The sequence below is a fragment of the Echinicola shivajiensis genome, assembly GCF_018642165.1.
In the GTDB taxonomy this organism is placed as follows: Bacteria; Bacteroidota; Bacteroidia; order Cytophagales; family Cyclobacteriaceae; genus Echinicola; species Echinicola shivajiensis.
The window spans coordinates 80109-93931 of the sequence record NZ_JAHHZM010000004.1 but is presented as its reverse complement, the minus strand read 5'-3'; the positions used below and the strand labels follow the sequence as shown (position 1 = coordinate 93931).

9 protein-coding genes are annotated in these 13823 nt (G+C 37.7%); 2 read left to right on the top strand and 7 right to left on the bottom strand.

All coding sequences use genetic code 11. The annotated features are described in order from the left end of the window. Positions 1-59: 59 nt before the first annotated feature. Together KMW37_RS08860 and KMW37_RS08855 are read right to left on the bottom strand one after the other, a co-directional pair. Complete coding sequence (locus KMW37_RS08860; protein ID WP_215224269.1) at positions 60-1460, bottom strand: MltF family protein; 1401 nt, start codon at positions 1458-1460, stop codon at positions 60-62. A 116-nt stretch (positions 1461-1576) separates the two neighbouring features. Further along, on the bottom strand, positions 1577-2485 hold the full coding sequence (locus KMW37_RS08855) for a LytR/AlgR family response regulator transcription factor (protein ID WP_246581416.1): 909 nt from the start codon (positions 2483-2485) through the stop codon (positions 1577-1579). A gap of 305 nt (positions 2486-2790) precedes the next feature. Here KMW37_RS08855 and KMW37_RS08850 point away from each other — a divergent pair, with 305 nt between their 5' ends. Further along, on the top strand, positions 2791-3141 hold the full coding sequence (locus tag KMW37_RS08850) for a hypothetical protein (protein ID WP_215224268.1): 351 nt from the start codon (positions 2791-2793) through the stop codon (positions 3139-3141). Positions 3142-3149: 8 nt separating this feature from the next. Here the strand turns inward: KMW37_RS08850 and KMW37_RS08845 are convergent, their stop codons facing one another. From KMW37_RS08845 to KMW37_RS08825, 5 genes are all read right to left on the bottom strand, one after another. Further along, positions 3150-5321, bottom strand: coding sequence for a tetratricopeptide repeat-containing sensor histidine kinase (locus KMW37_RS08845; protein WP_246581415.1), 2172 nt, complete (start codon positions 5319-5321; stop codon positions 3150-3152). Positions 5322-5447: 126 nt separating this feature from the next. Continuing rightward, complete coding sequence (locus tag KMW37_RS08840; protein ID WP_215224267.1) at positions 5448-6776, bottom strand: TolC family protein; 1329 nt, start codon at positions 6774-6776, stop codon at positions 5448-5450. Beyond that, positions 6773-9835, bottom strand: a complete 3063-nt coding sequence (locus tag KMW37_RS08835) for an efflux RND transporter permease subunit (RefSeq protein WP_215224266.1) — start codon at positions 9833-9835, stop codon at positions 6773-6775. Before KMW37_RS08835 ends, KMW37_RS08840 begins: the two co-directional genes overlap by 4 nt. 1 nt (position 9836) lies before the next feature. Continuing rightward, on the bottom strand, positions 9837-10925 hold the full coding sequence (locus KMW37_RS08830) for an efflux RND transporter periplasmic adaptor subunit (protein ID WP_215224265.1): 1089 nt from the start codon (positions 10923-10925) through the stop codon (positions 9837-9839). A 190-nt stretch (positions 10926-11115) separates the two neighbouring features. Next, complete coding sequence (locus KMW37_RS08825; RefSeq protein ID WP_246581414.1) at positions 11116-12039, bottom strand: DUF4421 domain-containing protein; 924 nt, start codon at positions 12037-12039, stop codon at positions 11116-11118. Between the two features lie 971 nt (positions 12040-13010). Here KMW37_RS08825 and KMW37_RS08820 point away from each other — a divergent pair. Then, positions 13011-13799 (top strand): glycosyltransferase family 2 protein, encoded by a 789-nt coding sequence (locus tag KMW37_RS08820; RefSeq protein WP_215224263.1) that lies wholly within the window; start codon positions 13011-13013, stop codon positions 13797-13799. Positions 13800-13823: the final 24 nt, after the last annotated feature.

The window sequence follows — 13823 nt, the reverse complement described above, 5'->3', positions numbered from 1 at the left end:
AACAAAATGTAAAGCATTATTTGGTATTTAAAAAGCTTATTTATATAAATAAACTACAACTACGGAGCTACTAAAATTCGATAAGATTCATATATGCTTAGTATATCTTCCACATAAGCTACTGCCAAATGCCCCTTGGCATATCCACTCCTTACCACAGGATCACGATAAACTTCTGGTTGGGACTTGCGCTCTAAAAAATAGGCCACACTATCCCAGTTTTGGGTATCCATACCGAATTTGAGGGCTAGCCTCCATGCGTCATTTACATGACCATGGCCCACATTATATGAAGCTAAAATAAACTTTATCCTTTCATTCACTTCAGGAACACGTTCAATCCAAAATTTATCAAGGTATTTCAGGTATTTCACTCCACCTATTAAGCTTTCCGATGGATCATTTGGGTTCTCAACACCGAATCTTGCTAGGGTAACCGGCATTAATTGTAATAAACCTTTCGCTCCTGCATAGCTAGTGGCAACAGTATCAAATCGTGACTCCTTGTAAACCAGAGAAGCCAGCAAACGCCAATCCCAGCCTATTAGTGTAGATCCGTTTTTGATAATATCATCATAAACAGATATGCGATCACCTGAAATAGAGGAAAAAGGACTTTTATTTCTATAATAACTATTCTTCTTATTCAAAAAATACTTCCCATATAGCACTGCAAAATAAGTAGATCTCTTGCCCCTTTTTATCCATTCATTAACTTCCTTTTCCAAGTTTGGAGCATTCTTTCTTACTGCCCAAGCCACTTCCGCTGCAGGGCCTATCTCTAGCTCTATATCCAGATTATTATAGTAAGTGGAGTTTACCAAGGCAACATCTTTGTCCACAACAGTATAATCTATTTCCTCTCGAACCACATCTTCTACCAATGCATCTGAGTTTTTGTCCCATTCCACGATCTCTATATTGATATTCAGACTATCCTGAATGGCCTCTAATTGACCTCTATAGACAGTAGACTTACGAACGTATATAGATTTCCCATTGAGTTCCGATGGATCCTTTATTATGGGTCGATCATCCCTTTGAACCAATACTGATGAAAATGAATTTAATGGCTCGGTGAATTTGCCGTATTTCTCCCTTTCAGGATTATTAAAAAGATTAATTGCGATAATATCTGCTTCCCCACTGTTCAACATCTTATAAGCCCTCATGATGTCTGCATCCACAATCAACCTGAGCTGTACGTCTAGTCTCTTTGCCAGATTACGGAGCAGCTCATATTCATAGCCCATTCGTCTACCCCTATAGATATAATAGCTAGTTGAGGAATTATCCACTACAGCCCTTATAAAGCCCCGCTGCTTAATCGCATTTAAGTCCAGTTGAACCGGATTTTGCCAAAATGGCTCCTTCTTTTTTTTGGCTTCAGGCCTCTGATTACAGGAAACAGCCAAGAAACCAAAACAAATAAGGATCACAATGAAAACTTTTTCCTTCATGGACAATCGAAACGCAAAAGCGCAATGGTTCAAATCAATATTAGTATAATTATACCATTTGTCCAACTGAAACAAAAAAGTGATCCCTGCTAATCTACTTATCCTCTTTCTTCGCCTTATACTGATTTGCTTTTTACTATCGCTTCAAACAGAGTAAGTACCTCATCCTTTTTTCTTTGACTTATGGGCAATTGTTCTCCATTGTCCATTAATACACTTCCCCCGTCATTTCTTAAATACTTTTTCATATAATTTGGATTAATCAAATACGATTGATGGATCCTTAGAAAAAAATACTTTTTGAGAGCTTTTTCCACTTCTTTGAGGGTCTTACTGAAAAGCAGCTTGGTACCGTCTGATAAGTAGAGTAAAGTATAATTATTTTGGCTTTGACCATAAAGGATATCGTCAACCTTAATAAACTCCAGCCCATCACTTACCGGAACAGCTATCTTGGATTTGATAATATTTTCTTTCTTTAGCAGCTCAATCAGCGCAGCAACCTCCTTGCTAGAGTTTCTGGATGCATATCCCCTACTTTGTGAAAACTTCTCAATGACTTCTCTTAGATCCTCCTTGCCTACGGGTTTGAGCAAATAGTGAAAGGCTTTATATTGGAAAGCCTTGACAGCATACTGACTATAGGCAGTGGTGAACACCACTTCAAAATCAAACTCCCCTAACAAATCAAGCAGTTCAAAGCCGTTTAATCGAGGCATTTCCACATCAAGAAACAATAAATCCAACTCCTTTTCTCTCAGGACTTCAATAACTTCATCCACCTTGGTAGATTGAAAAACTATTTCAATAGGCAAATCCAAATCTTCCAGTTCATAACTTAAACTTTCAATACAGTGAAGCTCATCATCAATAATACCTACTTTCATACCTGCTCTATTAAGCGCTGTAAAAACAAAATTAAAGATAATAAACATCCCTATATCCCAAAACAAAATATCACCAACTATTCCTTGTGCACAAGTAGGTAAATCAAAAATTATAACCAAAATTAATGGCTTGCTCATTTAAATAGAGTGCTTACTATTTCGCTATGGTAAGTCTAACATATATTATATACTTTAAATTAAAACTCAAACTGACTTTTAGACCTATTTTTCTGAACATTGATCAATGCTTCCTATTTATAGTTAGCTTCTTGGATAAAATTGAAAGGGTTCTTAAAAATCTATATCCTGGATTTTAATACAATTCTGTAGCAATGAAACTTTACAGCCAAATAATCACATATTGCTTTATCTCCCTATTATTGGGCTGTAATAATCAATTGAATAAAGCTCCAAATTCAGAAAATCTTATCACATACCATTTGATGATTAGTCCAAGTCATGATTATCCATCATATTTCAAGGATGATGTAAAAATCGGGGAGGTTCTTTTAGCTCCTGATGAGCAACAGCAAGTGTTCAAAATAAAAACCATAGTTAACAAAACATTCAAAACGACAGGTTACCAACTTTTTGTGGAAGGAGAATCCAATTATAAATTATTGGACTATAATACCTCTTATTTTTGCATTGGAAATGTAAAAGATCCCAAGGCCATAAAAATTCGTCTAAGAATCGATAAAGACCAATTTATTACTGCAAAATTGAGTGAGGTAAAAGATTTTGATAGCAAAGATAAACCACAAATCGCAGGCCCTGAATTATTTATCAAATAGCCCCCCCTTTATCTCACAGAATCTGTCGCCTCTTCCAAAACAATACTGATTTTGGCTTTTGTTCCAATAATCTCCTCCTTACTTCCATGCCTAGCCGCAATTTTAAAATCTACCCTATTATTACTTTGTTGATTATAAATCGCTAGGCGTTCTTCGATCAGCTTTAATCCCAAATGTGTACCGTACACATTACTTTCATTGTTCCGGCTTCCTTGCTCCCTAAAACCCACTCCATTGTCCATCACCTCTATAATCAACACCTCATCCTTTTCAAAAACTTTTATCTCTAACTGCTTTTCTATTTTTCTGCTTGGTAATAGACCATGCTTTATGGCATTTTCTACTAATGGCTGAAGAATTTTTGGAGGAACTTCCACATGCTGGGCGTTCACCTCTGATGAAACATCGACACCAAAATTAAAGCCTCCATCAAATCTTAATTTTTCGATTTTAAGGTACAGTTCTGTCGCCTTTAGTTCTTCAGCTAAGCTGATCGTATTTTTCCTATTATTGGTCAAACTCAATCTCAAAAGTTGGGCAAATGTATCTATGTATTCCTTGGCCTCTGCATTTTTATTCTTCATCACTAACCAGCGCACTGCATTCATTCCATTAAACAAAAAGTGGGGGTTCATTTGGGATTCCAAAGATTGTAGTGCCAAAGATTGTATGCGGTTTTCAAACTTACTCTCTAAAAGTTTGACCCGTTTCTCTTCATTATTTTTTTGCTCGGCCATTAATTCCTTAAAGGTCTCCTCCAATTGCTCATTCACCATTTCAATTTGACTTTTCTGTTCACTTATCTGCCTATTCTGCCTCGTCAACATCAAATTGGCCATTTTTTTGGACTTAATATTTTTAAATTGCATAAGGGCAATCACCGCGATAGCCACTAAAACCATCAACAAAAGTACAAGTATTATCCGCTGACTTTTTAGCTCTGCCACCTGGCTATCCAGTTGGACCTGTTGAAGCGATTTATCTTTCTCCAATAGTTCAATCTGTGATTCCTTTTTCTCCAAGGCATATCGCTTTTCTATTGCGGCTATTTCTGTCTCCTGATTGATCAGATTAACACTATCCTTATATTGATCAGAAATCTTATAATACTTCAATGCCAAATCCGGCTTTGATTGCTTTTCATAAATCGAAGACAACTGATAAGAAGCGGCCTGAATGAGACTTTTATTAGGTATGGCAATGGCTAGATCCCAAGTTTTATGATAGTATTCTATGGCCAAATCATACTGTTTATTGATGCGATAAACATCTGCCAATGCCTTCAGAAGATCTGCTTCTTTATGGGAATCATTCATCTTGACAAAAAGACCCAGGGACTTCTTATAATAATCCGCTGCTTGCTCAAGATCATTACCTTCTTTTAAATAGTTATGCCCAAAATATTCATAGGTAATACCCAAGCCATAATTGTCATTCCTTTTATGATTAATTTCCAGTAGCTTATTCAAATAGCTACGGGCTCTTTTAAAATCCCCCTTTTCTGTAAAATAATCCCCGATAGATAGATAATTCATGGCTATCCCCAAAGTATTTCCCCGCTCCCTTTCTGCCTCAAGTGACCGCACAAAATAAGTTAATGCATCCTCTTCCCTGCCTGGAATATGCAGTAAAGTATTCCCCAATCCATTGCAAGAAATAGCAATATTACGAAGGTCCTGCTGCGATTCCGCAATTTTCAGGGCCTCCAAATAATAAAATACCGCATTGTCAAAGTCCTCACCATAGCGACTCGCTACTCCCGCATTATTGGCGTAAATCATTTTTGCCAAAAAAGAAGAATCCTCCTTTGCTATTAAACCATAAGCTTTGGCATGCAAAGCTGTAGCTTCAGAATACCGCTGATGGTACCTGTACAGCAAACCTATATTATCCAGAGACCTGGCATATAACAAAGTATCCCCCAGCTCCAAAGACAAATCCAAGGCTTTTTCTGCTTCTGCATATTCTGACTCTTCATCATGTCTTTCTTGATGTATCTTTCTGGAAAATTCTATTGCATTATCAATAGCCCTTACTTTATCTATTGAAACGGAATCTGAAATTTTGTCCTGAAGAAAATTATTTGCCGCTGGAAAACTAAAAATGGGATTACAAAAGAAAATGAGCATACAAGCATAGCTGAATGCAAAATTCAGCTTTAAATCGAAAAAGTACTTCATTAATCTATTCCCATTCATAAAGTCATATAAATTAGACCTTTAATATCAGGAAATAAATTGAAAAATGCACTAAACATTAAGTTGGGAGCGATGATATATTACCCTCGCTCCCTATATAAAGGTTAATCAATTCAAAATAGGACTGGAATTACTGTCATAATAAATGCCCCCAGCCAATCTTTGCAATTCCACTTCAGCTACCTTAATGGAATAAACCGCCTCAATCAATCTAGTTTCTGCCTGTAACCTGTTTACCTGCGCATCCCTAAATTCCAAAAAGCTGGTCAGGCCAGATTTGAAACGGTCAAAAGCAATATCGGTATTTTCCCCCACTACCAAAAAATTGGCTTTTTCAATCTCTAATCTACGTTTACTGTTTTCATAGACATTAAATGCCCTATAGATATCGGCATTCAACTGGGTTTCGTATTGCTCAAGTACATAAGCTTGCGCCTCTTGCCTTACTTTGGCCCTTTGAACCTGTCTGTTCAATATAAATCCACTAAAAAGATTAATACCCACTGTCGCCCCAAAGTTAAAGCCACTGCGTTTATTTTGGATCAAGAAACCAGCATCAGAATTCGATACGGATTCGCGATAATTACCATTCAAGCTCAATGTGGGCAGCCTTTGCGCCTGAATTTCCTTCATTTCCAAATAGGCCACATTCTGCTCTCTTCTATTGACCAATAGAAGTTTATTCTCTTCCGAGGCTTGGTCCAATAATGGTCCCAACTTAAGGTCCTCTTGAATTTGAATGGAATCATTAATGATGAATTCCGTATTGGGCTCTATGGCCAAAAGCTCATTTAGGTTAATTCTTGCATTTCTGATCACCTGCTCTTGGGAAACCAATTGGGACATATCTGTATTATAGTCCACTTGTGCAGCCAAATATTCTCTTTTTGAGGTACCTCCCAACTCATACTGGGCCTTTACGATATCCAACCTCTGTTTTGATAGCCCAAGAGTCTCTTTTAAAAGGTCGTTGCGCTCAAGCTCTAACACCAACCTGTAATAACCCGTTGAAATAGCTGCTACGGTATTTTCAATCACAATTTTAGCTTGAAGTTCTCCAATCTCATTAAGCTTCCCCAACCGCTTCATTGCCACTACTGCATCATATCTAAAACCATATATGGCATTTAGATTAAAGTTTTCCCCTGTTGAATTCGCTCCCTCGATAAGCCTTGGCTCATTTTCATTGACAAATTGCTGCTCCACATCCTCTACACTTTTTGTTCTTCCATAAGTGGCATCAACTCCAGGCAATAAGGCTCCCAAACCGATTTTTTTATCTATCTCGGTAATTTCCTTATCCTTAATTGCAATCTTGACATCATAGTTATTTTCCAAACCCATCATCACTGCTTTCTCAAAGGAAAGTTCTTCTTGCGCCAATACTTGGCTGGAGACAGCTACAGCCATTAAAATAATCAAACAATACTTCATCATACTCTCGCTAATCTTCCGGATTTAGATGTCAAATAGGTGTATATAGCTGGGATAATAAATAGGGTCAAAATAGTAGAGAATACCAACCCACCAATTACGGCTACCCCCATTGGCATCCTACTTTCCGCTCCAGCTCCCAAAGCCAAGGCAATAGGAAGTATTCCCAAAATAGTGGACAAACTGGTCATCAAAATAGGCCTAAACCTTGCTGATGCAGCTCCAATAATGGCATCATCAATATCATGGCCATGTGCTTTCCTCTGATTAGCAAATTCCACGATTAGTATACCATTTTTGGTCACCAGACCTATCAACATGATGATACCTATTTGGCTGAAAATATTCAATGTAAAATCAAACAACCATAGTGAAAGCAAAGCTCCGCACAAAGCCAATGGCACAGTGAACATAATGGTCAGTGGATCCATGAAGCTTTCAAACTGGGCTGATAAAACTAAGTAAATAAGAACAAGGGCAAATAGAAAGGCAAAGACCAAACTATTGGAACTTTGTCTAAACTCTTTGGAAACACCGGCCACGTCGGTAGTATAACTGTCATCCAAAACCTCATCTGCTATTCTATCCATCTCATCCAAACCATTTCCAATAGTGTATTTCCCTGCCAAACCTGCCGAAACTGTTGCACTTACAAAACGGTTATACCTGTAGAGTTGTGGCGGTGTGCTTTTTTCTCTAATAGTCACCAAATTATCCAGCTGTACCAGTTGTCCATTCTCAGCTCTCACATACAGCATCCTCAAATTTATAGGCTCATTTCTGTCCTCAAGCTGCATCTCTCCTACCACCTGATATTGTTTCCCCTTCATGATAAAATAATCGAAGCGTTGGCCTGAATAGGAAAGTTGTAAGGTTCTTGCTATTTCCTGTACGGATACGCCGATATTTCTGGCTTTGTCTCTGTCTATTTCTACTTCAATTTCAGGCTTGGTAAACTTTAAGTTGATATCTGAAAAGGCAAAAACTTCACTTTGGTTTACCTTTTCCATAAATGAAGGAATAATCTCCTTCAATTTGTCAATGCTCGGAGCCTGCAAAACATACTGAATAGGCAGACCTCCTCTTCGATCCCCTATTGATTGTGGTTGGGAAGCAAATGCCCTGACATCTGTTTTGTTCTTGATCACCCCAGAGACGGTTTCGAAAATCTGCTGTTGACTCAAATCACGGTCTACCGCATCTACCAACCTTACAATAACCAATCCAGAGTTGGTACTAGCTGTACCAAAACCAGGTGAAGTTACCGAAATCAAACTGCTTCTATACCTCTCTGGAACAACATCCATGATCTCCACCAGCAACTCATCTATCACCCTATCCATATAGTCAAAAGTAGCACCTTCGGGACCACTCATGCTTATTCTAAATTCACCTCGGTCTTCCATAGGTGCCAACTCTGAAGGAATCGAGATAAATAGAAAATAAATACCAAAACCCATGGAGGCAATGATCAAAAATGCAGTCCACCTAAACTTCATAAATGCCCGCAGAACGATTTCGTATTTTTCTGTTAACCAAACAAAAACAGGTTCTGTTACATTATAAAACCAATTGTGCCTTTCCCTTTTCTTAAGCAACTTAGCACTGAGCATCGGGGTCATGGTCAAGGCCACAAAAGAGGAAATAATTACTGCTCCAGCAACCACAATACCGAATTCCCGGAACAACCTTCCTGTGGTACCTGATAAAAATATTACTGGCAAGAACACTGCTGCCAAGGCTATTGTCGTGGCAATTACTGCAAAGAAAATCTCCTCCGCTCCCTGCTCCGCGGCTTTGTCAGGGTTTTGCCCCTTTTCAATTTTCGAGTAGATATTCTCCAATACCACAATGGCATCATCTACTACCAGACCAATGGACAATACTATCCCCAGCAAGGTCAACACATTGATGGAAAAGTCCATCAGATACATGATGAAGAAAACACCTATCAGCGAGATAGGAATGGTTAGCACCGGGATAAATGTGGTCCTCCAATCCCTCAGAAACAAAAATATAATCGCTACTACCAGTAAAAAGGCCAAAACAATGGTTTCCTGCACCTCACTGATCGAGCTTCTGATATACTTGGTAGTATCGAAACCAATTCCAAGCAACACATCATCTGGCAAATCCTTCTTGATAAACTCTAATCTTCTATAAAATTCATCTGCAATCTCAATACTATTGGATCCAGGCAGTGGAACGAGTACAACTCCCACCATTGGAATCCCATCCCTTTTCAATACGGTCCTTTCATTCAGTGGAGCCAACTCAGCTGTTCCAACATCTTGGAATCGAACAATATTATTGTTGTCCTCTTTGATGATCAACATATTGAATTCATCAGGAGTAGACAATCTACTTTTGGTCCTAACGGATAGTTCAATAGTCGACCCTTCTATCCTACCTGAAGGCAACTCCACATTTTCGCTTTGGACCTTATTGAGTACATCCAAAGGAGTAACACCGTAAGATGCCATTCTAATTGGATCCATCCTCAATCTCATAGCATATTCCTTTTCTCCCCAAATCCTAACCTCACTAACTCCAGGAATAGTCTGCAAACGTTCTTTGAAGATATTGTCAGCAATCTCTGAAAGCTCTAAAAGACTTTTTTCATTACTCTGAACATTCAAAAATACTATGGGACTTGAATCTGCATCTGCCTTCGATACTACTGGTGGTTCTGCATCTGGAGGAAGGTTTCTTTGCGCTCTGGCTACTTTGTCCCTTACATCGTTTGCAGCAGCCTCCATATCTGCACCTACCTCAAATTCAACAGTTATATTACTGGTGCCGTCATTACTGGTTGAAGTCAGGGACTTAATTCCAGAAATGCCATTAATAGATTCCTCCAATGGTTCAGTAATTTGCGCTTCGATGACGTCAGCATTTGCACCGACATAAGTTGTTCTCACACTGATCACCGGAGGGTCCACACTTGGGTACTCCCTTACACCCAAAAAGCTCATCCCGATAATTCCAAAGAGAAGAATCGTCAGAGAAAATACTATGGCCAAAACTGGCCGTCTGATACTAACTGTAGATAAACTCGACATTTCAGTTGATTTTATTCATCTTCACCTTCATACCATCTTTTACCTGTAAAACACCAGTAGTTAAAACAAATTCACCAGGCTTGACCCCATCAGTGATCTGTACGTTTCTTTCTGTTCTCATTCCTATGGAAACCTTTCTTTCCATCACCACTCCTTCTTTGTTGGCCAAGTATAATTTATACCCCTCCAGCTCTGGGATTAAAGCCTCAGAGGGCACCAAAATGGCATTTTCCTCCACATCCAGATTAAACTGAATCCCCACAAACATCCCTGGCAAAAACTTCCTTTCCTTATTGGGACTTATCGCCCTTAATTTTAAGGTTCTAGTATTCGCATCAATAATAGGTTCGTAAGCATAAACCTTCCCACTTTCCATCCCCTGTGATGCATTGTTTGAAAAATGGATGATGGACCCGATGGTTACCTGACTAGCATACCTTTCTGGTATAGAAAATTCGATTTTAATAGGGTCTATATTAACAATATTTGCAATTACATCTGTGCTACCAATTACAGCCCCTTCAGAAATCCTTCTCAATCCTAAAACCCCATCAAAGGGTGCTCTAATCACCATTTTATCCAGTTGGGCCTTTACCAGCCTAATATCAGCAAGAGTAGTGTTATACTGATTCAATATAACATCATATTCTTCCTGACTGATCGCTTCTCGCTCCAATAATTGCTTCTGACGGTTTTCCTGGCCCTCATAAAGTTTCTTGGTAAATTCTAATCTATCCAGCTGAGCACTCAACTCATCATCATTCAAATACACAAGCGGAGTACCTTTCTTCACGAACTGGCCTTCCTTGAAATTAATGGACTCAACCAGCCCATTGATTTCCGGCCGCAGTTCTACAGACTCATTTGGAAGGACATTTCCTGTAACTTTAAGATTATTTTCTAGCCGCTCCGTTTTGATTTCTAAAACATCTACTGGCAGTAGTTCCCCTGAAGATGCAGAACTTGCTTTGGCCTCAGTACTTGAAGGCACATGTACACTGCTATTCCAGTTCATCCTGGGGTATAAAAATATGATGGCTATCACCAGTCCAATAGCCAAAATCAACATGATTTTTGTCTGCTTCTTCATTACTTTATAGAAATTCCTTCTAATCTAGGTCAACTATCCCTTAGCTCACCTCTATGCTTACTAAACAAAGTAAATCAATAATACAAAGAGTATCTTCAAATAAAACATAGAAGGCAAATGACAGTTTTCAGTGGTTGAGAATTTTACAAACATTTACCCAAAATCTAAAAAATGATCAAGTTGAAGTTCTTTACCAGATGGGCTTAATTGAATTGAGGATAGATTTGGTTTTAGGACCAGGAACAAACCTATAAATGAAATTCATTCTAAAGTTACCTGTAAACACCTCAGTATTAAAATCCTTTGTCTTTGCTAACTTCACATTTTCATATACAAAATTACCATTGAATGCCCATTTTTTTGCATTATACCCAAAGCTTCCTTTTAAAAGATAATTGGGATTTAAACTCCAACCAATAGTATATCTCTCACCCTTCATCTGTGTAAACCCAAAGCTTGGACTTACTGAACCATATCCCATTATAAAAAAATGCTTAGCAATCACCAATGTATAAGCATAACCTACATTTGGACCAAACTCAAAAAAATTCACTTTGGAAAAATCCCTGCTCAGATCAACTAATTCTGGTCGTGGAATTAAAGAACTATCTCCACTGACCCTGCCACCATACATCTCAAATCCAAATAATGGAGTACCCGCAGACCTTTGCTGCCATTCAGTTTGATAAAATGCCGCCTTGTATGAAAACTTACCTTTATTCAAAATATATTGAACTGAAGCCCCAATTTCACGGACCCTCATATCAGGCCTGTAATAGAAATCCTGATTCTCTTCGGCAAATGTCCCTTCTGGTATCAGGTGAAACCCCCTATAAAACTGAAGATAACCATCTACTATCCATCCATTAGGATTAGTGTGGAATTGGGCATCCAAATAATTGGTTTTACCCTCACCTCTGTCAGGATTTAAAAAACCATAACCATACCCTAAATTCAAGTTCAAATCATCATACCCCACCCCAAATCCTAAATTCAAGGTAGAATTCGGCCAATAATTCAAATATGGAACTTCATGTAATTTATCATGTATTTTCACACCAGTGAATTTTCTTGAGGTATAAAGTCTTCCGGAAATCATTTCCGAAAATTTCAAAAAATATCCGTTTGAGCTATCCTCTTTAGTAGATTGAGCAAATACATAACTTCCCAGACAATGAAAAGCCAAAATAAAAAGGACTAGCCTTTGGGTACTTTTTTTTAACAAAAACGTTTTGGGCATAAAATTTTACTAAAGTTTCTATAGAGAAAGCTTATTGCCCGTGAATAAACAATTTAGTTATTGTATAAAAAAGTGCATGTACAAAAAAGTAAACACAAATGCCAAAGCCCCAGACCACAAATAGGCCTTTACCAGTATTGCTTTAACCCTTTGGGAATAATCAAAAAAAGACATGATCCCAAGCATATAAATCATAAAGATAAAGATACCGCTTGTAATGAATTCTAGCATTTAACAGCTTTATTTTAAACGAAATACAAATTAACTAACTAGATCATGTTTTTATTGCATTCAAAATTAAATAATTGTTAAGTATTCAATTTCAATCTAGAAAATGGTACAAATATGCGAATTGATAAAGATTCAAATTCCGAGGTTAAAAGGAAATACCATCCTGAACACTCAAGATGGTATTTGTTTTTAAACCTTGTATTAAATTACGGAGGCTGATAAAAAATAATCCATAAAATTACCTCCAACTCAATTACACACACTAAAAGTCATAAGTAGAAAAAGTTGCTTAATCACCCAAGACAAATGTACAAATTTTTTTACAGATAAAACAAACTCAACTTCATGGAATTATTTGATTAATTAACGGAATATTAACAATTACACACAAAAACCAACACTTTTTGCCAACAAAAAGCCAATTTGACCAATTATACCATTATGACACCGTGAATAAATAATTTTAAAATAATATATTAATTTTTCCGGCTAAGCTTTATTTGTTCATTTTCATTTATGAGTAATAATTTAAGATTAAAACGCATTCAAAGGTTATCTTTAATTATGACCTTTTATATTTGTCTCCAACAAAACCGCACCCATTGATAATCCCTATGGAGGAATTAAATCAAAAAGTAAGCATAGTAATCCCCTGTTTCAACCAAGGAATTCACCTTAGAGAAACAGTTAATTCCGTACTTGCCTCTACCTATTCTAATATAGAATTAATCATAGTTAATGATGGATCTACTGACAACTCTTTGCAACTTGCCAAAGAGATTCAGAAAGACCATCCTCAGGTTATTTTGATCGACCAGGAAAATGGCGGTGTTTCAAGCGCCAGAAACACGGGCATTGAATCCTCAACTGGAGAAATCATTTTACCCCTCGATGGAGATGATTTGATTTCGCCAAATTATATCAGTGAAGCAGTAAAAGTTCTAATTTCCCAACCTGAGGTAAAAGTAGTTTACTGCGATGGCATAAAGTTCGATGAAACCGGTCAAAAAGAATGGAAACTCAAGCCATTCAGCAGGCACCAGCTCGCCAAGGACAATATGATCTTCAACGCTGGACTTTTTCGAAAAAGTGATTGGCAAAAAGCAGGAAAATACTCTGTGGAGATGAGAACCATGGGCAGAGAAGACTGGGAATTTTGGATTAAAATGCTAAAAAATGAAGGAGAGGTCCACAAGTTACCTTTTATAGGATTCTTCTACAGACTCCATCCTGCCAGCAAAAGAAAGAAAACCTCCACTAGAGAAAAGAAAAAGGAGAGAATAGACTTTCTTAACTCCAGACATATGGATTTCTTCCAAAGGGAATTAAACGGGCCACTCAGATACCAACGTTCCTTCTCAAAAACTTACAACACGATCCTCAAATGGTTTAACCTAATCTAAACCAACTTCTTCGTTCAATAATTT

Coding starts and splice junctions, on each gene's coding strand:
- KMW37_RS08840 (WP_215224267.1), bottom strand. CDS start 6,776: ATGATGAAGTATTGTTTGATTATTTTAATGGCTGTAGCTGTCTCCAGC.
- KMW37_RS08820 (WP_215224263.1), top strand. CDS start 13,011: ATGGAGGAATTAAATCAAAAAGTAAGCATAGTAATCCCCTGTTTCAAC.
- KMW37_RS08835 (WP_215224266.1), bottom strand. CDS start 9,835: ATGTCGAGTTTATCTACAGTTAGTATCAGACGGCCAGTTTTGGCCATA.
- KMW37_RS08850 (WP_215224268.1), top strand. CDS start 2,791: ATGATTAGTCCAAGTCATGATTATCCATCATATTTCAAGGATGATGTA.
- KMW37_RS08855 (WP_246581416.1), bottom strand. CDS start 2,485: ATGAGCAAGCCATTAATTTTGGTTATAATTTTTGATTTACCTACTTGT.
- KMW37_RS08860 (WP_215224269.1), bottom strand. CDS start 1,460: ATGAAGGAAAAAGTTTTCATTGTGATCCTTATTTGTTTTGGTTTCTTG.
- KMW37_RS08845 (WP_246581415.1), bottom strand. CDS start 5,321: ATGAAGTACTTTTTCGATTTAAAGCTGAATTTTGCATTCAGCTATGCT.
- KMW37_RS08830 (WP_215224265.1), bottom strand. CDS start 10,925: ATGAAGAAGCAGACAAAAATCATGTTGATTTTGGCTATTGGACTGGTG.